The sequence below is a fragment of the Pseudomonas bharatica genome (genome assembly GCF_048586865.1).
Lineage (GTDB): Bacteria > Pseudomonadota > Gammaproteobacteria > Pseudomonadales > Pseudomonadaceae > Aquipseudomonas > Aquipseudomonas bharatica.
The window spans coordinates 34,317-58,344 of the sequence record NZ_JBMAWR010000027.1; the positions used below are offsets into that span (position 1 = coordinate 34,317).

At 65.7% G+C, this 24,028-nt stretch carries 27 protein-coding genes and 1 pseudogene; 12 read left to right on the forward strand and 16 right to left on the reverse strand.

Annotated elements, in window-relative coordinates:
* The first annotated feature begins 36 nt into the window (after positions 1 to 36).
* Positions 37 to 1,002, forward strand: a complete 966-nt coding sequence (locus tag ACKLLE_RS23360; protein ID WP_009406475.1) for a D-2-hydroxyacid dehydrogenase family protein — start codon at positions 37 to 39, stop codon at positions 1,000 to 1,002.
* A 12-nt stretch (positions 1,003 to 1,014) separates the two neighbouring features.
* Here the strand turns inward: ACKLLE_RS23360 and ACKLLE_RS23365 are convergent, their stop codons facing one another.
* Entirely contained in the window at positions 1,015 to 1,770 is a 756-nt protein-coding gene (locus ACKLLE_RS23365; protein ID WP_420059195.1) for a gamma-glutamyl-gamma-aminobutyrate hydrolase family protein, read from the reverse strand.
* Between the two features lie 259 nt (positions 1,771 to 2,029).
* Positions 2,030 to 2,170: a hypothetical protein gene (locus ACKLLE_RS23370; RefSeq protein ID WP_009406479.1), complete on the reverse strand. Its 141-nt coding sequence runs from the start codon at positions 2,168 to 2,170 to the stop codon at positions 2,030 to 2,032.
* A 330-nt stretch (positions 2,171 to 2,500) separates the two neighbouring features.
* Here ACKLLE_RS23370 and ACKLLE_RS23375 point away from each other — a divergent pair, with 330 nt between their 5' ends.
* Positions 2,501 to 2,884 carry a glyoxalase superfamily protein gene (locus ACKLLE_RS23375; RefSeq protein ID WP_167654051.1) on the forward strand — a complete coding sequence of 128 codons (384 nt, stop codon included), beginning with the start codon at positions 2,501 to 2,503 and terminating at the stop codon, positions 2,882 to 2,884.
* 12 nt (positions 2,885 to 2,896) lie between these two features.
* On the opposite strand, the gene ACKLLE_RS23380 is transcribed toward ACKLLE_RS23375, so the two are convergent.
* The gene (locus ACKLLE_RS23380) at positions 2,897 to 3,604 is read right to left on the reverse strand and encodes a tRNA (adenine(22)-N(1))-methyltransferase (RefSeq protein WP_420059196.1); all 708 of its coding nucleotides are present in this window, start codon (positions 3,602 to 3,604) and stop codon (positions 2,897 to 2,899) included.
* Between the two features lie 116 nt (positions 3,605 to 3,720).
* The gene (locus ACKLLE_RS23385; protein WP_420059197.1) at positions 3,721 to 4,266 is read right to left on the reverse strand and encodes a lipocalin family protein; all 546 of its coding nucleotides are present in this window, start codon (positions 4,264 to 4,266) and stop codon (positions 3,721 to 3,723) included.
* A gap of 134 nt (positions 4,267 to 4,400) precedes the next feature.
* Between ACKLLE_RS23385 and ACKLLE_RS23390 the strand changes: the two genes are divergently transcribed.
* Genes ACKLLE_RS23390 through ACKLLE_RS23400 form a run of 3 tightly spaced genes read left to right on the forward strand, consistent with a single transcriptional unit; the run spans position 4,401 to position 7,035 of the window.
* On the forward strand, positions 4,401 to 4,955 hold the full coding sequence (locus ACKLLE_RS23390; RefSeq protein WP_064304029.1) for a chalcone isomerase family protein: 555 nt from the start codon (positions 4,401 to 4,403) through the stop codon (positions 4,953 to 4,955).
* A 2-nt stretch (positions 4,956 to 4,957) separates the two neighbouring features.
* Positions 4,958 to 5,494, forward strand: a complete 537-nt coding sequence (locus ACKLLE_RS23395) for a DUF3833 domain-containing protein (RefSeq protein ID WP_009406489.1) — start codon at positions 4,958 to 4,960, stop codon at positions 5,492 to 5,494.
* Positions 5,491 to 7,035 (forward strand): cryptochrome/photolyase family protein, encoded by a 1,545-nt coding sequence (locus ACKLLE_RS23400; RefSeq protein WP_420059198.1) that lies wholly within the window; start codon positions 5,491 to 5,493, stop codon positions 7,033 to 7,035. Before ACKLLE_RS23395 ends, ACKLLE_RS23400 begins: the two co-directional genes overlap by 4 nt.
* 16 nt (positions 7,036 to 7,051) lie before the next feature.
* On the opposite strand, the gene ACKLLE_RS23405 is transcribed toward ACKLLE_RS23400, so the two are convergent.
* From ACKLLE_RS23405 to ACKLLE_RS23430, 6 genes are read right to left on the reverse strand one after another with little or no spacing between them, the layout of a single operon-like run.
* Positions 7,052 to 7,561, reverse strand: coding sequence for a DUF2878 domain-containing protein (locus tag ACKLLE_RS23405; protein WP_420059199.1), 510 nt, complete (start codon positions 7,559 to 7,561; stop codon positions 7,052 to 7,054).
* Between the two features lie 2 nt (positions 7,562 to 7,563).
* On the reverse strand, positions 7,564 to 8,820 hold the full coding sequence (locus ACKLLE_RS23410; RefSeq protein WP_420059200.1) for a class I SAM-dependent methyltransferase: 1,257 nt from the start codon (positions 8,818 to 8,820) through the stop codon (positions 7,564 to 7,566).
* Positions 8,801 to 9,607 (reverse strand): DUF1365 domain-containing protein, encoded by an 807-nt coding sequence (locus ACKLLE_RS23415; RefSeq protein WP_420059201.1) that lies wholly within the window; start codon positions 9,605 to 9,607, stop codon positions 8,801 to 8,803. The genes ACKLLE_RS23410 and ACKLLE_RS23415 overlap by 20 nt, the downstream gene beginning before the upstream one ends.
* Positions 9,604 to 10,851, reverse strand: a complete 1,248-nt coding sequence (locus ACKLLE_RS23420; RefSeq protein ID WP_420059202.1) for an NAD(P)/FAD-dependent oxidoreductase — start codon at positions 10,849 to 10,851, stop codon at positions 9,604 to 9,606. The genes ACKLLE_RS23415 and ACKLLE_RS23420 overlap by 4 nt, the downstream gene beginning before the upstream one ends.
* 6 nt (positions 10,852 to 10,857) lie before the next feature.
* Entirely contained in the window at positions 10,858 to 11,610 is a 753-nt protein-coding gene (locus ACKLLE_RS23425) for an SDR family NAD(P)-dependent oxidoreductase (protein ID WP_420059203.1), read from the reverse strand.
* Positions 11,607 to 12,029, reverse strand: a complete 423-nt coding sequence (locus ACKLLE_RS23430; protein WP_420059204.1) for a nuclear transport factor 2 family protein — start codon at positions 12,027 to 12,029, stop codon at positions 11,607 to 11,609. Before ACKLLE_RS23430 ends, ACKLLE_RS23425 begins: the two co-directional genes overlap by 4 nt.
* 178 nt (positions 12,030 to 12,207) lie before the next feature.
* Here ACKLLE_RS23430 and ACKLLE_RS23435 point away from each other — a divergent pair, with 178 nt between their 5' ends.
* Positions 12,208 to 12,825, forward strand: a complete 618-nt coding sequence (locus tag ACKLLE_RS23435) for a LysE family transporter (protein WP_420059205.1) — start codon at positions 12,208 to 12,210, stop codon at positions 12,823 to 12,825.
* A gap of 189 nt (positions 12,826 to 13,014) precedes the next feature.
* Here the strand turns inward: ACKLLE_RS23435 and glsB are convergent, their stop codons facing one another.
* Positions 13,015 to 13,935, reverse strand: coding sequence for a glutaminase B (gene glsB / locus ACKLLE_RS23440; RefSeq protein WP_064304037.1), 921 nt, complete (start codon positions 13,933 to 13,935; stop codon positions 13,015 to 13,017).
* 67 nt (positions 13,936 to 14,002) lie between these two features.
* Positions 14,003 to 15,220 (reverse strand): MFS transporter, encoded by a 1,218-nt coding sequence (locus ACKLLE_RS23445; protein WP_420059206.1) that lies wholly within the window; start codon positions 15,218 to 15,220, stop codon positions 14,003 to 14,005.
* A 115-nt stretch (positions 15,221 to 15,335) separates the two neighbouring features.
* Between ACKLLE_RS23445 and ACKLLE_RS23450 the strand changes: the two genes are divergently transcribed.
* The 3 genes from ACKLLE_RS23450 to ACKLLE_RS23460 all read left to right on the forward strand — a co-directional run bounded on the left by ACKLLE_RS23450 (position 15,336) and on the right by ACKLLE_RS23460 (position 16,696).
* Positions 15,336 to 15,947: a TetR/AcrR family transcriptional regulator gene (locus ACKLLE_RS23450; RefSeq protein ID WP_064304039.1), complete on the forward strand. Its 612-nt coding sequence runs from the start codon at positions 15,336 to 15,338 to the stop codon at positions 15,945 to 15,947.
* Positions 15,948 to 15,977: 30 nt separating this feature from the next.
* Positions 15,978 to 16,403, forward strand: coding sequence for a hypothetical protein (locus tag ACKLLE_RS23455; RefSeq protein WP_420059207.1), 426 nt, complete (start codon positions 15,978 to 15,980; stop codon positions 16,401 to 16,403).
* Between the two features lie 62 nt (positions 16,404 to 16,465).
* A complete protein-coding gene (locus ACKLLE_RS23460; protein ID WP_064304041.1) occupies positions 16,466 to 16,696 on the forward strand; it encodes a hypothetical protein in 231 nt (76 codons plus the stop codon).
* Positions 16,697 to 16,699: 3 nt separating this feature from the next.
* Here ACKLLE_RS23460 and ACKLLE_RS23465 read toward each other — a convergent pair whose 3' ends face one another.
* From ACKLLE_RS23465 to ACKLLE_RS23475, 3 genes are all read right to left on the reverse strand, one after another.
* Entirely contained in the window at positions 16,700 to 19,018 is a 2,319-nt protein-coding gene (locus ACKLLE_RS23465; RefSeq protein WP_420059208.1) for a TonB-dependent receptor, read from the reverse strand.
* A gap of 75 nt (positions 19,019 to 19,093) precedes the next feature.
* Entirely contained in the window at positions 19,094 to 20,212 is a 1,119-nt protein-coding gene (locus ACKLLE_RS23470; protein WP_009406383.1) for an aryl-sulfate sulfotransferase, read from the reverse strand.
* A 61-nt stretch (positions 20,213 to 20,273) separates the two neighbouring features.
* Positions 20,274 to 21,248: an aliphatic sulfonate ABC transporter substrate-binding protein gene (locus tag ACKLLE_RS23475; protein WP_420059209.1), complete on the reverse strand. Its 975-nt coding sequence runs from the start codon at positions 21,246 to 21,248 to the stop codon at positions 20,274 to 20,276.
* A gap of 34 nt (positions 21,249 to 21,282) precedes the next feature.
* On the opposite strand from ACKLLE_RS23475, the gene ACKLLE_RS23480 reads away from it, so the two are divergent.
* Together ACKLLE_RS23480 and ACKLLE_RS23485 are read left to right on the forward strand one after the other, a co-directional pair.
* Complete coding sequence (locus tag ACKLLE_RS23480; protein ID WP_420059210.1) at positions 21,283 to 22,410, forward strand: GlxA family transcriptional regulator; 1,128 nt, start codon at positions 21,283 to 21,285, stop codon at positions 22,408 to 22,410.
* 80 nt (positions 22,411 to 22,490) lie between these two features.
* Positions 22,491 to 23,366: an AEC family transporter gene (locus ACKLLE_RS23485; protein WP_420059211.1), complete on the forward strand. Its 876-nt coding sequence runs from the start codon at positions 22,491 to 22,493 to the stop codon at positions 23,364 to 23,366.
* A 62-nt stretch (positions 23,367 to 23,428) separates the two neighbouring features.
* Here ACKLLE_RS23485 and ACKLLE_RS23490 read toward each other — a convergent pair.
* Positions 23,429 to 23,590 (reverse strand): annotated as a pseudogene (locus ACKLLE_RS23490) (con-10 family general stress protein); the annotation flags it as partial.
* Between the two features lie 256 nt (positions 23,591 to 23,846).
* Here ACKLLE_RS23490 and ACKLLE_RS23495 point away from each other — a divergent pair.
* Positions 23,847 to 24,026, forward strand: a complete 180-nt coding sequence (locus ACKLLE_RS23495; protein ID WP_009401650.1) for a DUF6021 family protein — start codon at positions 23,847 to 23,849, stop codon at positions 24,024 to 24,026.
* Positions 24,027 to 24,028 lie beyond the last annotated feature (2 nt).

Below are 24,028 nucleotides of genomic sequence, written 5' to 3' on the forward strand. Positions count from 1 at the left end.
GTCAGCCGTTCCGATCCCCCGCCTGGACCTGCCCCTATGCGTATTGTCATTCCCGACGACTACCAGAACGCGATCCGCAGCCTCGATTGCTTCGCCCTGCTTGCCGGGCATGAGGTGACCCTCCATCACGACGTGCAGCCCGCCTCTCTCGACGAGCTGGTCGCCCGCTTCATCGATGCCGATGCGCTGGTGCTTACCCGCGAACGCACCCGGATCGACGCCGCCTTGCTCGCGCGCCTGCCCAGGCTCAGGTTGATCAGCCAGACGGGCAAGGTGTCCGCGCACCTCGATCTGGCGGCGTGCACGGCGCATGGCGTGGTCGTCACCGAAGGTCGCGGCTCGCCGGTGGCGCCGGCGGAACTGGCCTGGTCGTTGATCCTCGCTGCGCGGCGGCAACTGGTGCCGGCGATCGACGCCTTCAGGCAGGGGCGCTGGCAGGTCAACCTCGGCCAGGCCGTGGCCGGGCAGACCCTGGGTATCTGGGGCTACGGCAAGATCGGCCAGCGCCTGGCGCGCTACGCCCGGGCGTTCGATATGCCGGTGCTGGTGTGGGGCAGTGCGGCCAGTCGCGAGGCTGCCGAAGCCGATGGACACCGGGCTGCGCCATCGCGCGAGGCGTTCTTCGCTGAGGCGGATATCCTCAGCCTCAACCTGCGGCTGTCCGACAGCACTCGCCATGGCGTCACCCTCGAAGACCTTGGCCGGATGAAGCCCGACGCCTTGCTGGTGAACGTCAGTCGCGCCGAGCTGATCGCGCCGGGAGCGCTGTTGCAGGCCCTGGATGCCGGGCGGCCGGGATTCGCCGCAGTGGACGTCTACGAGCAGGAACCGCTCCTCGATCCACGCCATCCCTTGCTCACTCATCCCCGGGTACTGGCGACCCCGCACCTGGGATACGTGGAGAAACAGGGCTACGAGCTGTATTTCGGCGATGCGTTCGAGAATGTCGTGGCGTTTTTCGATGGCGCGCCAAAGAACGTGGCAAATCCGGCAGCCCTGTGAGCGCGGGGCCCGTTACCGACCAGGCCTACGCTGCGCCCGCTCACGGCAGGCGCTGCCGAATGCCTTGAAGATCGCCAGGTAATCCGCATTGGCCGTCACTTGCCACTCCGGATGCCATTGCACCCCGAGTGCGAAGCTGCGGCTACCCGTCACCGAAAGCCCTTCTACCAGGCCGTCCTCGGCCACGGCCTCGATGCGCAGCCCTGGGCCGATTTCGGCGATGCCCTGTCCATGGACGGAGTTGACCTCGAGCCTTCCGGCCAGCCCCAGCCGTTCGAGCACACCGCCCGGCCGTATGGTCAGGGCGTGGGTGCGCGAGTACTGCGCTTCGAGGGGTTCATTGTCCGGTGGCTCATGTTCGGCGCCCGAACCGGCCAATTGCTGGTGCAAGGTGCCGCCAAAGGCGACGTTCAGCTCCTGGAACCCGCGACAGATGCCCAAGGATGGCAGGCCGGCTTCGACAGCGGCCCGCCACAGCGGAAGCGCCAGACCGTCGCGGGCGCGATCGTGTGGGGTTCGCGGTGGGCTCGGCGGCCCGTCGTAGTGGTGCGGCTCGATGTTGGACGGCGAGCCGGTGAAGAGCACGCCATCCAGGCTCTCGATGATGTCCGGCAATTGCACTAGGTCGGGGAACACCGGCAGGACCAGCGGCAGCCCGCCGGCTGCGGTGGCCACGGCCTGGCCGTACTTGTCGTCGAGGATCTGCACCGCGTGCGGACCGATCTTCCACGAGCTTGCAATGATGCCGATAAGGGCAGGGCCGGACATGCAATACATCCTTTTGAACCGGGATATATCGAATGACTGAAGTACGGTCGCGCTTGTTCAATTCTTTTGATTGGCAAGGTTGGTCAATCAACAGGCATGTAAAACCGGCGAAAGACCATTCGTCGAGCGGACTGCGATTAAAAAAGAAACTTGCCTGATAACCCCTATCGAACGTTACGCAGGGTTCGCTCAGACCCTCCACATCAGGTCCTTGCCCGTCTTCGGACGGGCTTTTTTCATAGGCTCCGTACCAAAAGCCTTATCGAACGATAATGGCCTGGTTCAGGTCGATGGACGGTACCGGTACGACGCCGCGACGCACTTCCAGCCATTCGCGCATCTTCGTCGAATCGAAGATCTGGCCCTCGTTCATCATCAGCAGTACCAATGACTGGGACATCCGGTAACACCCGCATTGCGGGCAACTGCGTTGTTCCCACCCCGGCGAACATTCGATGGATTCGGCAAGACCTGCGCAGATCAGACAACTCATGGAACCCCCTTTCGCTTTTATTGGGTGGGGAAGATGAATGCGTAATTGTGTTCCTGGATATCGCTGAACGTTAGCATGAGAATTTCATGCCAGATTCATAATGCTCTGGCTCGCAACTTCGCTGATCGTTCCATTGCGATCATGGCCGAGTATCGGATGTTGAAGTCCGGACGGGGTGGTCCGCTTCAGGGCGGTTCCGTATGATGCCCTGCCATCATCGACGACAAGGACATGTTCATGACTGCAACCGCTGCCAGCCCCGCCATTCGCCTGGAGCGCGCCATTCCCATCCTGCGCATGTTCGACGAAGCCAAGGCCCGGGAGTTCTACCTGGACTTCCTGGGCTTCAACGTGGAATTCGAACACCGTTATGAAGCCGATCTGCCGTTGTACCTGGGGATTCGCCGCGATGGTCTGCAGCTGCACCTGTCCGAACACCATGGCGATGCCAGCCCGGGGGCGACGCTGTTCGTGCCGGTGGAGAACATCGAGCAACTGCGCGACGAACTATTGGCCAAATGCTACGGCTATGCGCGTCCGGATATCACCGAACAGGGCTGGGGCAGGGTGCTCGAAGTGCATGACCCGTTCGGCAACCGGATCAGGTTCTGCGAGGGCTGAGCCGCCTCGCGCTTAGCCTCGATCCAGGGCGAGCAGATCTCTGATCCAGGTGATCTGCTGTACCAATGCCCGGCTTTTCTCTTCGGCTACTGCCTGGCGGGCCTGGCCCAATCCCGCCAGGGTCTTCTCCTTCAAGTGCAACAGGCGCCGCCATTTGGCGAGAAACGCCTCGCTGCGCTCGCGCATCAGCAACGGGCCGAAATACAGCTCCTCGGCGCTGTAGCTCGCTGGCCCGTCGGGCAGGGCGACGATGATTTCGTAGTCGAAACGATTTTCCCGCAGTACTTCTTCCGCCACGATCCGGTAGCCGTGCTCCATCAGCCATGAACGCAGCGGTTGTCCGCCGCCGTTGGGCTGCAGCACCAGTCGCTCGTGGCCGCCGAGCCGGGCCTGGTCCGCCTCGAGAATGTCGCGGATGGTCTCGCCGCCCATGCCGCACAGGGTAATCACATCGATAGCGTCATCCGCCTCGATCGCTTGCAGGCCACTGGCCAGGCGCACGCTGATCGACCCTTCCAGACCGTTCTCGCGCACGTTGCGCCGGGCGGCATGGAAGGGCGTCAGCGCCACATCGCCGGCCACCGCCGCGGCCAACTGGCCACGGCGCATCAAGGCGACCGGCAGGTACGCATGGTCCGAACCGATGTCGGCCAGGCGCGAACCGCCTGGTATATGGGCAGCCACGCGCTCCAGGCGCAGGGAAAGTGTCTGTTCGTTCAAGCAGGAGGCCTTGTCAGCAGTACGCAGGACGGATTGGCCGGCGATTCTGGCGGGCATTGCCGGGCATTACAAATCCTGATGAACGTGAAGCGGCATCAGTGACGATGCCGCTTCGCTCATTGCTGGCGCCAGATCAGCTCACTGACGTCATAGCCTTGTTCGCGGGCGATGCCCAGCAGCTTGTCACGAGTGGCGCTGTCGATCTGCGGCGAGCGCGACAGCAGCCACAGGTATTCACGGTTCGGGTGGCCGACCAGGGCCACCTTGTAGTCCGTGTCGTGATAGAGCACCCAATACTCGCCCTTGGTCATGTCCGGCGCGATGCGGCTGAACCAGTTATCGAAACGCACCCAGAGCTTGTCGGTCTTGCCCGGTACCTGGGCTTCGGCAACACCGCGGGCTTCACTCCACTCTCCGTTCTTTTCCTTGCAGCGATTGGTCACGTCGATCTTGCCGTCGTCGCGCAGGGTGTAGTGCGCCTCCGACTGCACGCAGTTGCGCTGGAAGAACATCGGTAGGCGCGCCTGCTCGTACCAGAGGCCCTGGTAACGCTGCAGGTCCACTTGCACGGTGGCCGGGGGCGGGCTGCCACGATCGGTACTGGAACAGCCGGCCAGCGCCAGCATCAGGCAGGAGAACAGCAGGGGTTTGCGCAGGGTCATGTCGGGCTCCGCTGGTTTGCGAGGTCTGTTGAAGCTTGGAGAAGCGCTTGCTGAAAAAGTTGTACAAACTTTCCGCGAAAAAATTGTACAAAGAAATATACTTGTACAACATTTGTGCGTTTGAGGGTCGGTCGATGACAGCAGGTGACGCTATTCGCAGGTTGTCCCGTACTGCGCTGTGCCTGGCGCTGGTGCTGGCACAGCCGGCCCTGGCGGACTGGCGCCCGGCCTTGCAGGATGGCCGGCTGGTCGGTAGCGGCGACTTCACCTGGTTCGGCCTGCGCTTGTACAGCGCCCGTACGTTCAGCCCGGTCACGCCATTGGCGTGGTCGCAGCCGTTCGTTCTGGAGCTGACCTACCACCGCAGCCTGTCGCGCGACACCCTGGTGGAGGCCAGCCTCGACGAGATGCGCCGCCTCGGTGGGCCGGACCTGTCCGAGGCTACCCTGGCCCGTTGGGCCGCGTTGATGCGTGAAGCGTTCGTCGATGTACGACCCGGCACACGCATCGCAGGCCTGTACCAGCCCGGAAAGGGCGGCAGTTTCTACGTCGATGGCCAGTTGCGCCGGCAGTTCGACGATGCCGCGTTCGCCCGTGGATTCTTCGCCATCTGGCTGGACCCGCGTGCCCGTGATCCCCAACTGCGCCAGCGCCTGTCCGGCCTGTCCGCAAACGATCGAGGAGAGTGACGATGCGTATCCTGCTGGCTGTACTGGGCTGCCTGCTGCTCGCGGCGTGCGGCAATGTCGAGGTCGACCATTATGCCAAGGAGCAACCCAGGCTCGACCTGGCGGCTTATTTTTCCCGGCCGGTGGAAGCCTGGGGCATTTTCCAGAAGCGCTCGGGCGAGGTGGTCAAGCGCTTTCATGTGCGCGTCGACAGTCGCCGGGAGGGTGAAAAACTGATTCTCGACGAGCGTTTCGTCTACAGCGATGGCACCCGCCAGCAACGCACCTGGACCCTGGTGCCGGACGGGCCCGGACGCTGGCGTGGCACCGCCGGCGACGTGGTCGGCGAGGCCGTCGGCGAAATTGCCGGCAACGCGCTGCATTGGCGCTACCGCCTTGACCTGCCGGTCGATGGACGCAACTGGGTGATGGACATGGACGACTGGATGTACCTGATGGACGAAGACACCCTGGTCAATCGCACCCGCATGAGCAAGCTGGGGGTCGAGGTCGGGCAGATTTCCCTGTTCTTCCGCCGCCTGCCACAGGGCGCGCCATGAGCGGGCTGCAGGCCCCGCGGCTGGGTTTGCTGCTTGGCGACCAGTTGTCGTTCGATCTCGATCTGCTGCGCGCCCTCGACCCTGCCCGCGATGTGCTGCTGATGGCCGAGGTCCGCGACGAGGCGCGCTATGTCCCGCACCACCCGCGCAAGATCATCCTGGTCTTCAGTGCCATGCGCCATTTTGCCGAAGCACTGCGCGAGCAGGGCTGGCGCGTGGAGTACGTCAAGCTGGACGCGCGCGGCAACAGCGGCAGCATCGTCGGCGAGCTGCGCCGCTGGTGCAGGAAACTCGGTGCCGAGCAGGTGCATGTCACCGAATGCGGCGAGTGGCGGCTGGAGCAGGCGATGCGCGAGTCCGGCCTGCCGCTGGCCTGGCATCGCGACCGCCGCTTTCTTTGTTCCCGCGAGGCTTTCGCACGCTGGGCACAAGGCCGCAAGCAACTGCGCATGGAGCACTTCTACCACGGCATGCGCAAGCGCAATCGCCTGTTGCTGGAGCCCGATGGCAGCCCGGCGGGAGGTTCGTGGAACTACGACAAGGACAACCGCAAGCCACTGCCGGGCAAGATCCACGGCCCGTTCGCCCTGGCCTTCAAGCCGGACGCGATCACCCGCGAGGTGGTGGCGCTGGTGCCCGAGCGCTTCGCCGATCACTACGGCACTGTCGAAGGCTTCGACTACCCGGTGACCCACGCCGAGGCCCAGGCGTTGTGGCAGCACTTTCTCGACTTCGGCCTGGGTGCCTTTGGCGATTACCAGGACGCCATGGCCGAGGGCGAGCCGTACCTGTTCCATGCACGGATCAGCGCCGCGCTGAACATCGGCTTGCTGAACGTTCGGCAGCTGTGCGAGGACGTGGAGGCGGCCTGGCGGCGCGGTGCCGTGCCGCTGAATGCCGCCGAAGGCTTCATCCGCCAGTTGATTGGCTGGCGCGAATACGTGCGTGGCATCTACTGGCTGCGCATGCCCGAGTACGCCGGGCTCAATGCCTTCGGCAACCACCGCGCCCTGCCGGCGTTCTACTGGAACGGCCAGACCCGCATGCGCTGCATGGCCCAGGCCATCGGCCAGACCCTGAAACTGGGCTACGCCCACCATATCCAGCGGCTGATGGTCACCGGCAATTTCGCCCTGCTCGCCGGGATCGAGCCGGAGCAGATCTGCCAGTGGTACCTGGCGGTGTACATGGATGCCTACGACTGGGTCGAACTGCCCAACACCCTGGGCATGGTGATGCACGCCGATGGCGGATACCTCGGTTCCAAGCCGTACTGCGCCAGCGGTGCCTATATCCGGCGCATGTCCGATCATTGCGGGCACTGCGAGTACCGTGTCGATCATGCGGTAGAAGAGGATGGTTGTCCGTTCAATGCCCTCTACTGGCATTTCCTGATGCGCCACCGCCAGCAACTCGGCAAGAACCCGCGCATGGTCATGCTCTATCGCAATCTCGAGCGGATGAAGGAAGCCCGGCGCGAAGCGCTGTGGCACAGGGGCGAGGCGTTGCTGGCGCGGCTGGACGCCGGCGATCCCTTATGATCCAGCGCTGACGCTCCTACCGGGTGGGGCGGTGCCCGCTGGCCTGGGCCCGGACCAGACACAGTGGAAACCACAGCGCCCAAATCGGCGCCAGCACCAGCAACGTCCCCACCGTCCCCAGCGGCAACCCGACCCCCGCCAGCTCCGCGCCGGCAAGATAGGCCAGGGGCCCGCCGAACATGCCCGCGACCACCCCCAGCCACAGCGGCGATCGCGCCCAGGCCAGGCTGTGGCGCAAACCGCTCGCCAGTACCAGCCAGAGCAGGGCGAGCCACAGCGGCAGCGGTTTCTGCTCGAAGTCGAAGACGCCCAACATGCCCAGTGTCGTGTCGAGCAGGCAGCCGGCGAGACCGATACCGAATACGGCGCGACATTCGTTGCGCCGGTCCGGGCATAGCCGCAAATGCAGGAGCAGTCCGGCCAGCACCGCTACCAGCATCCAGGGGTGGCGGGCGCCAAGCACGCATCCCCACCATCCGGCCTGCAGCCACAGGGCATTGCCGACCAGCCACGCCCGCCGCGACACCCTCAGGCCTCCAGTGGCGCCCGGCGTGCCTTGGGTGCGGCCCAAAGCAATTGCGCCACGCCGATTGCCCGCTCTTCGAAGCCGCCCTGGCAATAGCACAGGTAGAACTCCCACAGGCGCTGGAACGTCTCGTCATAGCCCAGCTCCATCAGCGCCGCGCGGGAGCGGTGCAGGTTGTCGCGCCAGTGTTGCAGGGTGCGGGCGTAGCCCTGGCCGAAGTCTTCCATGTGCACCAGGTTCAGGTCGGTCTGGCGGCTGGCGGTGTCCAGCAATACGCTCAGCGAGGGCAGGGCGCCGCCGGGGAAGATGTAGCGCTGGATGAAATCCACCGAGCGCCGTGCCTGGTCATAGCGCTGGTCGCGGATGGTGATCGCCTGCAGCAGCATCAGGCCGTCGTCCTTGAGCAGGGCGCCGCACTGGCGGAAATAGGTCGGCAGGTAGCGGTGCCCGACTGCTTCGATCATCTCGATGGACACCAGCTTGTCGAAGCGCCCGCTCAGGTCACGGTAGTCTTCGCGCAGTACCTGGATGCGCTGCTCCAGGCCCAGGGCCCGTACCCGTTGCAAGGTGTGGGCATGTTGCGCGTCGGACAGGGTGGTGGTGGTCACCCGGCAACCGAACTGGCTGGCGGCATGGATTGCCAGGCTGCCCCAGCCGGTGCCGATTTCCAGCAGGTGGTCGTCGGGCTTGAGTTCGAGCTTTTCGCAGATCCGCTGGAGCTTGTTCAACTGGGCCTGTTCCAGGCTCTGCTCGGCGCTGTCGAAGTGCGCTGCGGAATACATCATGCTCGGGTCGAGCAGGCGCTCGAAGAGCGCGTTGCCGAGGTCGTAGTGGGCGAGGATATTGCGTCGCGAACCACGCCGGTCATTGCGGTTGAGATGGTGCAACAGGCGCAATGCCGGGCGTCCGAGTCGCGCCAGTCCGCCCTCCAGTGCGTCCAGTACTTCGAGATTGGCCACGAACAGCCGGGTTACCGCGGCCAGGTCGGGGCTGCGCCAGTAGCCGTGGATATAGGCCTCGCCGGCACCGATCGAACCGTTGCCGGCCACCAGGCTCCAGGTCGCTTCGTCGAGCACCTCGACCTCGGCCTGCAACGCCGAGGTGGCATCACCGAAGGTCCATTGCCGGCCCTTGCACAGCAGGCGCAGGTGACCGTGGCGCAGCTTGCGCAATTGCGCGGTCACGGCGTGCCGGGCCAGGCTGCCGAGTACGGGCGCCAGGCCTGCCGACTTGCCGATGCTAAGGGTGGGGTTGGACATGATCTGACTCCTCGTTGAGGGCTTTGCCCAGGCCCAGGTTGCCCTGGAGGGGTTGGTGGTCGTGGATCGGCGTGCGTTTGCACAGCAGGCGCAGGGCCTGCCAGTAGATGGCACCGACGGTGCGCAGGCTCATCCACGGAAAGCGGCGGATGTGCCGGTGTACGGCGGCGCGGTCGAGGGGCTGGCGGACCAGGGCCAGGTCGGCCTCGAACACCCGCTGCCCGTCGCGCCAGTTCTCCATATGGATGCGCAGGTGTTGCCCGGCGAGACGGAAGTCCAGCCGGTAGTCCATGTCCAGCGGCATGAACGGCGACACATGGAAGGCCTTGCGCAGGGCGAAGCGTCCGGCCTGGCCGTCCTGCACCGGCAGCACATAGTGGAAACGCTCGCGCCAGGGCGTGTTGCGCACTTCCAGGAGGATCGCCGCCAGTTGGCCGTCCGCCTCATGGCAGAAATAAAAGCTCACCGGATTGAACGACAGCCCCCAGCACCGGGGCTGGGTGAGCAGTTGCACCGGGCCGGCAGGTACCTGCCCGGTCGCCTCGCCGACCAATTGGCGGGCTGCATCGGCCAGCGCCAGGCCGCTGCGAGTCAGTGCCGGCAGGTAGTCGCGTTCGCGCCAGCACAGGGGCGCCAGCCATGCGCTGCCGAGCCAGGGTGACAGCGCCAGCAGTTCGCGCTGTTCGTCCAGATCGACCAGCAGCATGCCGATCGGATAGCGAAAGCCATGGACCCTGGGTGCCAGGCGCCGATGGCTGACCCAGCCGTGGCACAGGCTGCTGTTCACAGGCGTTCTCCAAACAGTTCGGCGACCTGCAGCGCGCTGACTACGCCGTCTTCGTGGAAGCCGTTGGCCCAGTAGGCGCCGCAGTAGTAGCTGTGCTGCGGACCCTGGATTTCGCTGCGCCGGGCCTGGGCCGCGAGGGCAGCGAGGCTGTACTGCGGATGGGCATAGTCGAAGCGCGCGAGCACCTTGTCCGGATCGATCAATGCGCTCTGGTTGAGGCTGACGCAGAAGGTCTCGGGGGCGTCCAGGCCCTGCAGGATATTCATGTCGTAGGTCAGCGCGGCCGGCGCCTGCTCCGGTCCGCCCAGGCGGTAGTTCCAGCTGGCCCAGGCCTTGCGCCGCACAGGCAGCAGGCGGGTATCGGTGTGCAGCACCACCTCGTTGCTGGCGTAGCCGATGGCGCCGAGGATCTGCCGTTCCGCCGCGCTGGGCGCTTCGAGCAGGGCCAGGGCCTGGTCACTGTGGCAGGCGAAGACCACGCGGTCGAAGCGTTCGCTTGCGCCCGCGCTGAAGACGGTGACCCCGCTGGCGTCGCGAGACACTTTCTGCACCGGGCAATCCAGGCGGATACGGCCGATGAAAGCGCGGCACAGCGGTTCCACATAGCTGCGCGAGCCACCCTCGATCACCCGCCATTGCGGGCGCCGGGTGATCGACAGAAGCCCGTGGTTGCGGCAGAAGCGCACGAAGAACTGCAAGGGAAAGCCGAGCATGTCGGCCCGCGACATCGACCAGATCGCCGAGCCCATGGGCACGATGTAGTGATCGATGAAACGTTGGCCATAGCCGTGCCGGTGCAGGTACTCGCCCAGGGTGGTGGTTGGCTCGATGCGCTGCCGGTCGAGGTCGGCGAGGGCCTGGCGGTTGAAACGCAGGATGTCCCGCAGCATGCCCCAGAAGCCGAGCGACAGCAGGTTGCTGCGCTGGGCGAACAGGCTGTCGAGATCGTGACCGTTGTATTCCAGGCCGCTGTGCGGGTCGTGTACCGAGAAGCTCATCTCGGTGGGGCGGGAGGCGACGCCGAGGTGCTCGAGCAGGCGGATGAAGTTGGGGTAGGTCCAGTCGTTGAACACGATGAAGCCGGTGTCCACCGCATAGCTGCGCCCCTGGCACTGCACATCGACGGTATGGGTGTGGCCGCCGATCCAGCTGGCGGCCTCGAATACCGTGATCTCGTGCTGGCGCGAGAGCAGGTGGGCACAGGTAAGGCCGGCAATGCCGCTGCCGATGATCGCGATACGCATGGTGTTTCAGTCCTGTTCGCGGCGGGCCATGCGCTGGCCCAGCTTCAGGCGCCAGCGCCCCGGCAGTGCGCCGAGCAGGCGCAGTACCAGGATGAAAAGGGTCGGGAAGGTGATCTGCAGGGGCCGCTTGGCCAGGCGCTCGGCGATATGCCGGGCGGCGCGTTGCGCACTCCATAGTTGCGGCATGGGGAAGTCGTTGCGCCGGGTCAGCGGGGTGTCGACGAAACCGGGGCTGACCAGGGTGACGTCGATGCCGGCGCTGGCCAGGTCGATACGCAGGGATTCCATCAGGTAACGCACGGCGGCCTTGGATGCGCCATAGGCACCGGCGCGCGGTAGCGCCAGCCAGTCCACCGAACTGCCGGTCACCACCAGGTGCGGGTTGCTGCCACGGTGCAACAAGGGCAAGGCCACTTCCAGGCAGTAGCCGAGGCCGATCAGGTTGGTGCGCAGCACCCGCTCCAGCAGGGCGGCGTCGAAATGGCCGGGCTCCAGGTATTCGCAGGTGCCGGCGTTGAGGATTGCCAGGTCGATGGCGCCCCAGGTCGCTTCCAGAACCTGGCCGATCGCCGCAACGTCGTCGCGGTTGCCGATATCGCCCGGGGCGACCACCACCCGGTCGGGGAAACGGCTGCGCAGCGCCTCCAGCGGCTCGCGCTGGCGCCCGCTGACCACCAGGCTATGGCCGTGCTCCAGCAGGTGCAGGGCCAGGGCGGCGCCGATGCCGCTGCTGGCGCCGGTCAGCCAGCAACGGATCATGCCAGGCGTCCCTTGAGCCAGCCGATCACGCGCCCGAGCACCGGCACATGCTCGTAGAGCAGGGCGCCGGCGTCGAAATAATCCTGATGGCTGTACACGCGCTCACGCCAGTGCAAATGGCTGACGCCGTCGAGGCTGATCACTTGGCCAGCGGCCAGGCGCGGGTGGCGAAAATGCAGGGTCCAGCGCAGGTAACCCTGCCCGGGGCGGGTTTCGCTGGCGTCGTGGAAGTCATAGCGGATGTCGCTGGCGTTGGCGTACATCCGGGCGAAATAGTCGTGCAGTGCCGGCAGGCCCTGGACCCTGTGCAGAGGATCGCGGAAGGTGATGTCATCGCTGTACAAGTTTTTCAATGACTGCAGATTCGTCGAATCCAGCATGGCAAAACGATCCGCGAAGGTTTCCAGGTACTTCGACATGCCAAGGCTCCCGAGCAATCTTGTACAAGATGTATTTGTTGTACAGGTATTACTGATCCTACGACAAAACTTGTACAAGTCAAATGGCCACGGGTATTTGTTTGCGACGTTGGCCGGGGCACTAGGGAACCTGGCGACGCCTGGGGTAGGCTATGGCCTTTTGACAGGAGCACTGCGGATGCTTGGTGTAACCGACTACGGCGCCTTCGTGATCGCCTTCATCATCGTCCTGGCGATCCCCGGGCCCGGTAATTTCGCCCTGATCACCGCCACCGGCAAAGGCGGGATCAAGGCCGGGCTGGCGGCGACCTGCGGCGTGATCCTCGGCGACCAGGTGCTGCTGTGGCTGGCGGTGGCCGGGGTGGCCACCTTGCTGGCGGCCTATCCGGCGGCCTTCCATGTCGTGCAATGGGCCGGTGCGGCGTACCTGTCCTACCTGGGGATGCGCATGCTGTTGAGCAAACCTGGCGGCGAACCGCGCAAGAGCCGCATGGACAACGGCCATTACCTGCGCCAGACCATGATGATCACCTTGCTCAACCCCAAGGCGATCATGTTCTACATGGCGTTCTTCCCGCTGTTCGTCGATCCGGTGAAGCACCAGGGGTTGATTACCTTTGGCTTCCTGGCGGCCACCGTTGCCGTGGTGACCTTTCTTTACGGCCTGATCGCCGTGGTGCTGACCCAGCAGCTGGCCGAGCGCATGCGCGCCAATCCAAGGATTTCCAACCTGTTCGAGCGCCTGGCGGGGGCCTGCCTGGTAGGCTTCGGTATCAAGCTGGCTGCCATGCGCTGACCTGAAAGGAGTGCACAAAGCCCTACTCTTTGATTTGCAGGGACCTTGTGGGAGCGGGTTCACCCGCGATGACGTTAGTGAACCCACCATCCTAATCGCGGGTGAACCCGCTCCCACAGGATGCTTCGTGCTTTGGAATTGTTCTCTGCGCGACAGCGCAGCCTGAAAGGGATCGGGCCGTTCCTGTTCCTACGACACCGCCGAAAACACCGACCCGGTAATCCGCTCGCTCAACAGCTCCAGTGCCCGCAACCCCGCCAGCGAGTTCCCCGACGCATTCAACGCCGGCGACCACACGCAGATGCTGTAGCGCCCCGGCACCACCGCGACGATCCCGCCGCCGACGCCGCTCTTGCCCGGCAACCCGACCCGATAGGCGAAGTTGCCAGCCTCGTCGTACAGCCCGCTGGTGGCCATGATCGCATTGACCTGCTGGGCCTGGCGCGGGCTGAGGATCTGCTCGCCGCTGTGCGGGCAGTAGCCGCTGTTGGCCAGGAAGGCGAAGCCGCGCGCCACGTCGGCGCAGCTCATCGACAACGCGCAGTGATGGAAGTAACTGCGCAGTACCGCATCCACGTCGTTGTGGAAATTGCCGAAGGCCGTCATCAGCCAGGCCATCGCCGCATTGCGCGCACGGTGCTGGTACTCCGACTCGGCCACCACCGCATCGCTGACGATGCGCCGATTGCCCGCCAGGCGCCGGACGAAATCGCGCATCGACAGCGCCGGCGTGGCAAAGCGCGACTGGTTGATATCGCAGATCACCAGGGCCCCGGCGTTGATGAAGGGATTGCGCGGCCGGCCCTTTTCCACTTCCAGCTGCACTAGCGAATTGAAGGCCTGCCCGGACGGCTCGTAGCCCAGCCGGGTCCAGATGTCTTCGCCGCTGTGGCTGATCGCCTGGACCAGGCTGAACACCTTGGAAATACTCTGGATCGAGAAGGGCGTAAAGGCATCGCCGGCGCAGTGCAGATGGCCGTCGAGGCTGTAGACGGCAACGCCGAGCTGGTTCGGCTCGACCTGGGCGAGGGCGGGAATGTATTGCGCGACCTGGCCCTGGCTGAGCAGGGGGCGAACCTGGTCGAGGATCTCTTGCAGCATGTCTTGCATCGCGACGGCCTTGGGTGCGGGGCGGGGAGTAATCACAGACGATGCGCCACGCGCCCAAGGCACGTATTCAGTGTCCGCTCGGCGCGGCGCTGCCCGGCGCTCTCGGCCCGGGCGTGAAGCCATGGCGACGGGCGCTCCAGGCAATCAGCAGGCCAACGCCGATCAGGGCCAGCATCGCCCACGGAAAGGCCGCTGCACCCCAGCGATCCAGCAGCACCCCGCCGACCACCCCGCTGCCGGCGATGGCGCTGTTCCAGGCCACCACATTGAGCGACAGGGCGACATCCGCACCGTCCCCGGCGGCGTCGGCCAGGGCCGTCTGCAGCAGGGTCGCGGCACCGCCGAAACTCAGGCCCCAGGCGGCCACGCCGAGGTAGACCACCAGCGGCTGGGCGGCGAACAAGGCGAAGATCAGGGTAACGGCGGCAAAAGCGACCAGGCTGGCCAGGGTGGTTGCCCGCAGCGCCGGCTCGACCCGTTTCGCCGTGAGCCAAATGCCCGCCAGGGCGAAGGTGCCGAACACCAGCAGCACTAGGTCGACCCGTGTCTCCAGCCCGGCCGGGGCCACGAACGGAGCGATGTAGGTGTAGAGGATGTTGTGCGCCAGCATCCAACTGATCACCACCGCCAGCACCGGACGCACGCCGGGCGTGGTCAGCACCTGGCGCAGAGACTGGCGCTGGTGCGCAGGCTGCGGCGGATAATCCGGCACTTTCAACAGCACCCAGGCGATCAGCACCAGGGTCAGGGCCGACATCAGGCCGAACGTCGCGCGCCAGCCCATGGCACTGCCCAGCCAGGTGCCCAGTGGAACGCCCAGGGACAGGGCGATCGGCGTGCCGACCATCGCCACCGCCAAGGCCTTGCCCTGTTGGTGCGCTGCGACCATGCGCCGGGCGTAGCCGGCCAGCAGGCTCCAGGCCAGACCCGCACAGACCCCGGCGCAGAAACGGGCGACCAGGGTTAAGCCGTAGTGAGCGGAGAGGGCGGTGATGGAGTTGAACAGCAGGAAGCCGACGATAGTCAGGAGCAGCACATTGCGCCGCCGCCAGCCGCGGGTGGCGATGGTCATGGGAATGACCGCCAGCACCGAGCCGAGCGCGTAGGCGGTGACCATCTGCCCGGCCATGGACGGGGAAATCTCCAGGCCAGCGCTGATCAGCGGCAGCAAACCGGCAGGCAGGGTTTCGGTAACGATGCAGAGAAAGCCGGTCATGGCCAGGGCGAGCAGGGCGCCTATGGGCAGGCGCTGGTCGGGCGTCAGAAGGGAGGGCGAGGCGGTCACGGTAACACTCCTTGAGTTAGATATCGATCGGTACAAATGTTGGCGACTCCTTCGTCGCGTTGTCAATGACTTATGTATCGATTAGTATCCAAGTCCTGTCCCGAGGAGGTTCCCCATGGCGCGAATGGGCCGCCCACGTACTTTCGACCGTGACCAGGCGCTGGAGCAGGCGCTGCACCTGTTCTGGCAGCACGGTTACGACGCCACCTCCCTGGCCCAGCTCAAGGCCGGGTTGGGGGGCGGTATTTCCGCACCGAGTTTCTATGCCGCCTTCGGTTCCAAGGAGGCGCTGTTCAACGAGTGCGTCGAGCGCTATCTGGCGACCTACGCCCAGGTTACCGAATGCCTGTGGGATGAAAGCCTGGCGCCGCGGCAAGCCATCGAGACCGCGCTGCGCCAGTCGGCCCGGATGCAATGCGAGGACGGTCACCCCCGCGGCTGCATGGTCGCGTTGGGGGTGATGAGCGCGCCCAGTCCGGAAAATGCACGGGTGACGCAAGCGCTGACCCGGTCTCGCCAGCGCACCCGGGCGGGGCTGGTGCACTGCGTCGAGCGCGGGATCGAGGCGGGCCAATTGCCCCGGGAGACCCAGGCCGAGGTGCTGGGAACGGTGTTGGACAGCTTCCTCCAGGGCATCTCGATCCTGGCCCGCGACAACACGCCGCATGCCGTGATCGATGCGGCGATCACCCGGGTGATGCGGGTGTGGGATATCGCCAGCGACTGATCCAGTCGTGCACCAGGAATAGAACTACCGATGACGGACCACAACCCCACCCTGATTTTCGCCGCCGCCCTCAGCCTGCTCGCCGCCCTCGCACACCTCTGGTGCATTCACCAGGGCCCTGCAGGCTATCGCCTGCTCGGCGCTGGCGAACGCATGGTGCGCGCCGCCGAGAAAGGCCGGAAGTTCCCGACCCTGATCACCCTGTTCATCGCCGCAGTGCTGACGGTCTGGGCGTCGTATGCCCTGTCCGGCGCCCGGGTGATCGGCCCGCTGCCCCTGCTGCGTCCGGCCTTGTGCCTGATCACTCTGGTCTATCTGCTGCGCGGCATCCTCGGTCCTTTGCTTCTGCGCCATACGGGACACTCGACGCGCTTCATCACTGTCAGCTCGTTGATCTGCACCGGCTATGGCCTGGTTCATCTGCTCGGGCTCGCTCAGGTCTGGAACCGGATTTGAACCAAAAAGCTGACTTCATGGTCAGTTAGTTTCATTCTAAAGCCATTGCCCAGGAGCACCCCATGACCCATTTCACCCTCGATTACCTGTTCAACGACACCCCGCAAACCCGCAGCTTCGAGCTGGAGCAGGCCGAACTGCCGCTGCACGAAGCTGCGATGCACCTGCTGGTGCTGCATTTCGGCGACAGCGAGAACAGCCTGGTCATGCCGTCGGCGGATGCCACGCCGCAGGAGATCCTGGAACAGGCCGAACGGCTGGGGTTAACGCGGATCGAAGTGGCTGGCCGCTAACGTCTAGAACTCGTACCGCCCACTCACCCCCAACGTCCTCGGCGACCCGAGCACCCCGGTGTAACCGCCATTCGGCGAGTTCCACAGTGTCGTGTAGTAGGTCTTGTCGAAGGCGTTGCGCAGCCAGAGCGACAGGTCCCATAGCCCGTCGCCGAGGTCGCCGCGTACGCCGGCGGAGAGGTTGACCAGCGCGTAGCCAGGCAATTGCGCGTAGCGTGAGTCGTCCACCGTGCCGACCGCATGGGAGCGCAAGGCGTAGCTGGCGTTGATATACGGGCGCAGTGCGCCGGCCTGCCATTCATAGCTGCCGCTGGCGTTGGCGATCCATTTCGAGGCGCCGACCACGGCATGCCCGCCCAGGTCGCAGGAGGCCGGGGCGCCGGGTTGCAGGGCGACCTCGGCCGGGCAGGGGGCGTTGTCGTAGTCGCGGTAGCGCACATCGTTCCACGAGCCGTTGAGGTTCAGGGTCAGGCCGCGCAACGGCAGCAGGGTGGATTCGAATTCGACGCCGCGGCTGCGTACATTGCCGGCGTTGGTCAGGTAGCTGGTGAGGGTGGCGTCGTCGTAGGCGTTGGTCTGGTAGCCGTGGACCTCGGTCCAGAACAGGTTGGCGTTGAGCAGCAGGCGCTGGTCCAGGAGGGTGCTCTTGAGTCCCAGTTCGGCATCGTTGGCCCGCTCGCTGCCGATCAGCAAGGAGTCGGCGCCGGCTACCGGGGCGCTGGCCACGCCAAGGTTGACCCCGCCGGACTTCTCGCCGTGGGACAGCGAGGCGTAGCCCATCAGCTCGTCGTTGAAGCGCCAGGCCAGGCTGAGCAGGGCCGAGGGGCTGAAGCTGTAGAGGTTGAGGTCGCCGGAGTCGTAGGCACCCAGGCGTGCCTGGCGCACGTTCGCTGCAGCTCCGCCGACCGTCGCCCCGCCCAGCGGCGCATAGCGTGCGACACGGGCCTGCTTGGCTTCGTAGGTGCCGCGCAGGCCGGCACTGAAATCGAGGCGGTGGGTGAGGTGCCAGGTGCCCTGGGCGAACAGGGCGAAGCTGTCGGTATCGATATGCCCCTTGCCCAGGCTGTAGACATCGTTCAACGCGCCCTGCGGCGTGCCGTTCCAGGTGTCTGCCAGCGGTCCGTAGTCGGTGAACACCGAGTTGCGCATTTCCTGGCGGAACCCGTAACCGCCCAGCACGTAGTCGAAGAACTCACCGGCCGGCGAGGCCAGGCGCAGCTCCTGGGAATACTGCTGGTCGCGAGCCGACTGGCCGACGTTATACATCACCGGCACATTCAGCTCGTCGTCGTTGCGCGGGGTGAAATCCCACCAGCGCCAGGCGCTGATCGACGTCAGGGTGTAGTCGCCCGGCAGGTTCCAGTTGGCCTCCAGCGAAGTCCCGCCCTGGAACACCTTGACACTCTGATCGCCGTCCAGGTTCACATGACGCCCGCGGGCCAGGCTGGCGCCGACGGCGGCGGCACGTTGTTCGTAGCGATTGACCCCGTTGATGGTCGGGCCGCTGCTGAACAGCGAGCGGGTGCCGGCGCTGGAGTCTTCCTCGTTGTAGTCGGCAATCCAGCGCAGGTTGAAGCGCTCCGTGGGCTCGAACAGCAGTTGCCCGCGAAATCCCTGGCGGGTGCCGCCACCCAGGGTGTGGCCGTCGTGATCGTTGTGCACATAGCCGTTTTCGCGGGTGCGGTAGGCGGAGAAACGTCCGGCCAGTTGGCTGTTCAACGGCCCGCCGAATGCGGCCTGGGTTTGTACGTAGCCATCCTCGCCGAGCGAACTGGAAAGGCTGCCCTCGGGGTTGAAGGAGGGACGCCGGGTACTGATGTTGAGCACCCCGGCGGTGGTGTTCTTGCCGAACAGCGTGCCCTGGGGACCGCGCAGCAGTTCCAGTTGCTCGATGTCGAGCAGGTCGAACACGGCCATGCCGGGGCGACCCAGGTAAACGTTGTCGAGGTAGATGCCGGCGCTGCCTTCCAGGCCATCGCTCGCCGGGTTGTTGCCCAGGCCGCGGATCGACAGGCTGGACTGGCGCGCATGCATGAAAGCGACGTTGACGCTTGGCAGCGCCTGTTGCAGGTCCTGCACCCGGTACAGGCGCTGGTTCTCCAGGGCCTGGGCGGAAAGCACGGTCATTGCCGTGGGTACGCTCTGGGCGTCCTCGGTGCGGCGTCGGGCATTGACGGTTACCGTCTGCAACGTCGAATCATCGGCCCGCGGGCCTTCGCCCGGTGTGGCGGCAAAGCCGGGCGTGCAGGCCAGGGCCAGCACGCCGGGAACCAGGTGGGGCCAGACGCACGCGCGGGCGGGGCGGGGCAACGGCTTGGTCATCGGAAACTCCTGTGATGAAGAAAGCTCTCGCTGCGCGTGGTCTGCGTAAGCGCGATAGGTTAGGCAAGCTGGAGGTCAGTCGCGCAGCCAGGGAATGTCCTTGGCCTGGTAGCGGTGGGCGCGGAAGATCGCGTTGTTTTCTCCCGGCAGATAGGCCCGCGAAGCGGCATCCGGGTAGGCGGCGAAATGCGGGTTGATGTATTCCCAGACCACCTCGCCGGCGCGGGTCACCTCGAACAGGCGGCCGAAATTGGCTTCGGTGATCAGGGTGTTGCCGTTGTGCAGACGCTGCGCGCCGCCCATGAACGGCGTAAAGAAGGCATAGCCGGGGGTATCGGCGTACTGCCATTCGATGCGCTGGGCATGGGGATCGACCTCGATCACCCGCGAGTGCGGCATGGACACATGGGGCCGCGAGATGCCGTTGTCGAACACCAGGATCCGGCCGTCCTCCAGTTCGCTCGGGCAATGCTGCTGTGCCACAAGGTCATGCCCGAGGCGCCACAGCACGCGATCGCTGGCCTTGTCCACGGCGATCACCGACGACACGCTGCGCAGGCTGAGGATGACCTTGCCATCGCGGCCTGGCGTCACGGAATTGGTCATCGGCCAGTGGTAGCGCTCGAAGCAGGCGTGCAGGGGATAGTCCTCCGGTGCGAGGTGCTCCCAACTGCGCCATTCCCAGACCAGCGTGCCGGCGCGGTCGACCTCCTTGATCACGTCACCGTAGATCACCCCGCCCGGGGCCTCGCTGCCCGGGATGCCGCCTTGCACCCGCGCGGCGATGGCCGCGGGCAGCGGCTCGGCGGTGCTGTAGAGCAGGTTGCCGTTGTCCAGCCATTGAGCGTCGTGATGATGGCCCAGGTCGGTGTATTCCCAGACCACCTCGCCGTCGGCGGTCACTTCGCTGAAGGCGCCGCCATGCCACACCGACCAGCCCGGAAACAGCTCCGGGGAGTCCGGATGGTTGCCGTTGTAGCCGAGGTTGCCGTTGCCGAGGATCACCGCATCGCGGCCGGGGCGTTGCGGCAGTTGCCAGCGATGGACCTGCTCGCCGCGCAGGTTGATCAGGAACACCTGGCCGCCTGCGGTCTGCGGGGCAAAGAGGGTGTAGCCGCCGGCCGAACGTTCGGCATCCAGGGCGATCAGCCCGGTGGCGTGGCGGCGCAGGGTGGTGCGATCAAGCGTGGACATGGTGTTTCTCCGGATGAGCGAGGCCCTGCCGTACAGCGCGGCATGGCACTCGGGGTGACGATCAGGGGCGGGCGGGAAGCAGGGCGTTGTAGCGCGGGTCGAAGGCTTCGGCGACCTGTAGCGGACGCGGAATCACGCGGGCTTCGGCGAAGCGGTCGGCCAGACGTTGTTGCAGGCCTGCGACCCGTGCATCCAGCGCTACGTAGCGCAGTTGCTGATGAGCCAGCATCTCCTGCAGCAGCGGCAACGGCAGCCGGGTGAGGTCGGCCAGGCGGCGGGCCCATTCCTCGGGGTGCGCCGTAGCCCAGTCCTGGGCCCGGGCCAGGCGCTGGATGAAGTCGCCGAGGTGTGCGGATTTTTCCGCATCGTTGAGCGCGGCGAGGCTGGCGACGGTGAAGTTGAGGCCGGTTTCCGGCCAGCGGCTGCCGTCCAGCAACAGGCGGGCACCCCGCGAGGTGGCCTGGCCAACGAACGGATACCACACCGCCCAGGCCGCCAGCTTGCCGCTGGCGAACGCATTCTGCGCATCCACCGGGCTGGCGTAGACCACCTCGACATCCTTGATGCCCAGGCCGGCCTCGGCGAGGGCGGCGAGCAGCAGGTAGTGGCCGCTGGTGCCCTTGGCCACGGCGACGCGCTGGCCTTTGAGGTCGGCGACCGAGGCGACCGTAGAGCCGCCCTGGACCAGCAGCGCATTGTTGTTCTGCGCGCCTTCTGCGGCGGCGACCACCCGCACGTCGAAACCGCCAGCCTGGGCGAACACCGGTGGCGCGTTGCCGACCACGCCGACATCCACGGCAGCGGCGTTCAAGGCTTCCATCAGCGCCGTGCCGGTGCCGAAAGGGTGCCAGTCGAGGTCGTAGGCCAGGCCGCGATCCTCGCCGGCTGCGCTCAGCAGTGCCTGGATCAGCCCGCTCTGGTCGCCGACCTCCAGCTCGGCGGCCTGTGCCGGCAAGGCGCCGAACAGCACGCCGAGCAACGCCAGGCGTGACAGCTGTTGGCGAAGGCGCTTGGCAGGAAAGGACTTTCTGGGCATGGTCGTCGCTCTTGAATCGGAAAGTGCGCCCAGTATGTCCACGCCCTCCAGCCGCCACCATGTCAAACACCCCACCTTTTCTGCCATGTCCGGCCCGCGTACCGTGCTGGTGCTGGCGTTTCCTGGCGCATTGCTGCTCAACGCCGCCGGGCCGCTGGAGGTGTTCGCCGCTGCGCCGCGCGTGCTGGGGGGCACGTTGCAGGCAGCCCCGCCGTACCGGATCGTGCTGGTCTCGCCGTTGGGCGGGGAGGTGGAAACCATCTCCGGAATCGCGGTCATGACCCGCTCGCTGGCGCAGGTCGAGACGCTGGAGATCGACACCCTGATCGTTATCGGCGGGCCGGGGGTTGCCGAGCTGGAGACCGACCATGACGTCAAGGCCTGGCTGCAACGGCGCGCGCCAACAGCGCGACGCCTGTGCTCCATCGGCACCGGCGCCTTCGCCCTGGCTGCCGCCGGGCTGCTCGACGGCCAGCGTGTGGTGACCCACTGGAAGTTCGCCGAGGAGTTGCAGGGCCGCTACCCGACCCTGGACGTGGAGCGCGAGGCGCTGTACCTGCACGACGGCCCGCTATGGACCAGTGGCGGTGCCAGCGCCGGTATCGACCTGGGCCTGGCCTTGCTCGAGGAAGACCTCGGCCCGCATGCGGCATTGGCACTGGCCCGCTATTTCACCCTGTTCCTGCGGCGCTCGGCGCAGCAGGCCCAGCTCAGCGCGCCGCTCAAGGCACAAAGCGATGCCCTGCGCAGCGACCGTGACCAGCGCCTGGTGCGCCTGCATGCATGGATCGCGGAGAACCTCGACGGCGACCTGCGTGTCGAGCGCCTGGCCGAGCGCTTCGGCATGAGTCCCCGGCATTTCGCCAGGGCCTATACCGCCGCTACCGGTGGCACCCCGGCACAGACCGTCGAGACCCTGCGCCTGGAGGCGGCGTGTCGCTTGCTGGAAACCAGCCAGGAACCGATCAAGCGCATCGCCGAAACCGTCGGTTTCGGCAACGAAGAGCGCATGCGCCGCAGTTTCCAGCGGCAACTGGGGGTAAGTCCGCTGGCTTATCGCTTGCGCACGCGCCTGGCTGCCGGCCCGGAACCCGAGGCAGGGCAAACGGGCTATCGACATGGTGCGGGCCTGGAAATCGCCTTGCATCGTCTGGCCCAGTGAGCCGGCGGCACGCCAGCAAAACCTTGCAACAGACAGCCGCCGCCCCCTAGCATGGCCGCTTTGGCCAAGGAACATGCCCCATGCTGGCTTCGTTGTTCGCCGTCCTGGCACCGGTTTTCATCGTTGCCGGGATCGGCTTTGCCTGGGCCCGCCGCGGCAATGCCTATCCCACGGACTTCATCGCCAGCCTGGTGATGACCATCGGCACACCGTCGCTGGTGCTCTCGACCCTGCACCGCACCCGCCTGGACCCGGGAGCGTTCGCCAGCATGGCGCTGGCCTGCGTGATCTGCATGGTGGTCATGGCCGGCATCGGTTACCTGGTCAGCCGTGCATTCGGCCAGCACTGGCGGGTACTGATGCCGGCGTTCATGTACCCCAACACCGGCAACATGGGCCTGCCGGTGGCGCTGTACGCCTTCGGTGACCAGGGACTGGCCCTGGCGGTGGCGTTCTTCCTGACCCTGTCGAGCTTCCAGTTCACCCTCGGCATCGCCATTTCCGGCGGTGCGGCCAACCTGCGTTCGCTGCTGAAGAATCCCATCGTCATCAGCCTGGCGCTGGCCCTGCCGCTGATCTTCTTCGATCTCAAGCTGCCGCTATGGCTGGGCAATACCGTGGACCTGCTCGGCGGCATGACCATCCCGCTGATGCTCCTGACCCTGGGCGTATCCCTGGCCAGCATCCGCTTGAGCGATGTGGCCAGCGGCATGTTGATCGGCGGCCTGCGTATCGTCCTCGGTGCCGGGGTCGGCTGGGGCATCGGCATGCTGCTCGGCCTGGACACCCTGGAACGGGCGATCCTGGTCATGCAGTCGGCCATGCCGGTGGCGGTGTTCAACTACCTGCTGGCGGTACGCGCCAACCGCTCGCCGGAGCAGGTGGCGAACGTGGTGATGTGTTCGACGGTATTGTCGTTCGTGTGGTTGCCGGTGGTGTTGGCGGGGTGGATGTAGCGTCCCTGGCCGGGATGAGGAAAGGGCCCCGAAGGGCCCTTGATTTACTTGCTGGTGCTTACTTACTGGCTTTTCCGACCGCCGCCATGGCTGTGCTGGCCGCCGACGCGTCCGGCTTCGGAAGCGCGCTCACGGTCGTTGGCGAAGTTGCCGCCGGAAGCCTGGCCACCCTTGCGGCCGGCTTCGGACGCTTTCTGGCGGTCATTGGCGAAGTTGCCTGGATTGCTGTTGCCTTGCTTGCCTTGGTTGTTAGCCATGATCTTTCACCTCATGTCGATTTCAAGTGGGCACACAGAACAGCCTGTGTACAGGTACGACGCAGGTGCCCGCATGGCGGCTCAAACCGATTCGCCTGGCCCCGACGAAACGCTTTAAAGGCTGGCCGCCCAATGGCTTGCGAGCCAATAGACGGTAAATCCGATTGAACGGTGCCAGCCCCGGCGCGGCCCAAGGACAGACACCTTCGACAGGAGCAAGGCCATGGGCAACGACAAACCGCAGGACAAGCAAGGGCCGCATTCTTCGGAACACGCCAGCGGCAGCGATGAGCTTGGCTTCGATCCGGATTCGCCGGACCTCGATGATCCACAGGTGGATCCGACCGGCCCGGCCAAGGCGCCCAAGGGCGGGCCGGGGAAAAGCGGCGGGGACCACGACTGATC

Excerpts from the sequence above, each read along its gene's own strand:
- ACKLLE_RS23360 (WP_009406475.1), top strand. The coding sequence starts at position 37 with ATGCGTATTGTCATTCCCGACGACTACCAGAACGCGATCCGCAGCCTC.
- glsB (WP_064304037.1), bottom strand. The coding sequence starts at position 13,935 with ATGCAAGACATGCTGCAAGAGATCCTCGACCAGGTTCGCCCCCTGCTC.
- ACKLLE_RS23460 (WP_064304041.1), top strand. The coding sequence starts at position 16,466 with ATGACCCATTTCACCCTCGATTACCTGTTCAACGACACCCCGCAAACC.
- ACKLLE_RS23390 (WP_064304029.1), top strand. The coding sequence starts at position 4,401 with ATGACAGCAGGTGACGCTATTCGCAGGTTGTCCCGTACTGCGCTGTGC.
- ACKLLE_RS23455 (WP_420059207.1), top strand. The coding sequence starts at position 15,978 with ATGACGGACCACAACCCCACCCTGATTTTCGCCGCCGCCCTCAGCCTG.
- ACKLLE_RS23420 (WP_420059202.1), bottom strand. The coding sequence starts at position 10,851 with ATGCGTATCGCGATCATCGGCAGCGGCATTGCCGGCCTTACCTGTGCC.
- ACKLLE_RS23410 (WP_420059200.1), bottom strand. The coding sequence starts at position 8,820 with ATGTCCAACCCCACCCTTAGCATCGGCAAGTCGGCAGGCCTGGCGCCC.
- ACKLLE_RS23365 (WP_420059195.1), bottom strand. The coding sequence starts at position 1,770 with ATGTCCGGCCCTGCCCTTATCGGCATCATTGCAAGCTCGTGGAAGATC.
- ACKLLE_RS23485 (WP_420059211.1), top strand. The coding sequence starts at position 22,491 with ATGCTGGCTTCGTTGTTCGCCGTCCTGGCACCGGTTTTCATCGTTGCC.
- ACKLLE_RS23370 (WP_009406479.1), bottom strand. The coding sequence starts at position 2,170 with ATGTCCCAGTCATTGGTACTGCTGATGATGAACGAGGGCCAGATCTTC.
- ACKLLE_RS23465 (WP_420059208.1), bottom strand. The coding sequence starts at position 19,018 with ATGACCAAGCCGTTGCCCCGCCCCGCCCGCGCGTGCGTCTGGCCCCAC.
- ACKLLE_RS23495 (WP_009401650.1), top strand. The coding sequence starts at position 23,847 with ATGGGCAACGACAAACCGCAGGACAAGCAAGGGCCGCATTCTTCGGAA.
- ACKLLE_RS23470 (WP_009406383.1), bottom strand. The coding sequence starts at position 20,212 with ATGTCCACGCTTGATCGCACCACCCTGCGCCGCCACGCCACCGGGCTG.
- ACKLLE_RS23475 (WP_420059209.1), bottom strand. The coding sequence starts at position 21,248 with ATGCCCAGAAAGTCCTTTCCTGCCAAGCGCCTTCGCCAACAGCTGTCA.
- ACKLLE_RS23375 (WP_167654051.1), top strand. The coding sequence starts at position 2,501 with ATGACTGCAACCGCTGCCAGCCCCGCCATTCGCCTGGAGCGCGCCATT.
- ACKLLE_RS23435 (WP_420059205.1), top strand. The coding sequence starts at position 12,208 with ATGCTTGGTGTAACCGACTACGGCGCCTTCGTGATCGCCTTCATCATC.
- ACKLLE_RS23395 (WP_009406489.1), top strand. The coding sequence starts at position 4,958 with ATGCGTATCCTGCTGGCTGTACTGGGCTGCCTGCTGCTCGCGGCGTGC.
- ACKLLE_RS23425 (WP_420059203.1), bottom strand. The coding sequence starts at position 11,610 with ATGATCCGTTGCTGGCTGACCGGCGCCAGCAGCGGCATCGGCGCCGCC.
- ACKLLE_RS23450 (WP_064304039.1), top strand. The coding sequence starts at position 15,336 with ATGGCGCGAATGGGCCGCCCACGTACTTTCGACCGTGACCAGGCGCTG.
- ACKLLE_RS23430 (WP_420059204.1), bottom strand. The coding sequence starts at position 12,029 with ATGTCGAAGTACCTGGAAACCTTCGCGGATCGTTTTGCCATGCTGGAT.
- ACKLLE_RS23480 (WP_420059210.1), top strand. The coding sequence starts at position 21,283 with ATGTCCACGCCCTCCAGCCGCCACCATGTCAAACACCCCACCTTTTCT.
- ACKLLE_RS23385 (WP_420059197.1), bottom strand. The coding sequence starts at position 4,266 with ATGACCCTGCGCAAACCCCTGCTGTTCTCCTGCCTGATGCTGGCGCTG.
- ACKLLE_RS23400 (WP_420059198.1), top strand. The coding sequence starts at position 5,491 with ATGAGCGGGCTGCAGGCCCCGCGGCTGGGTTTGCTGCTTGGCGACCAG.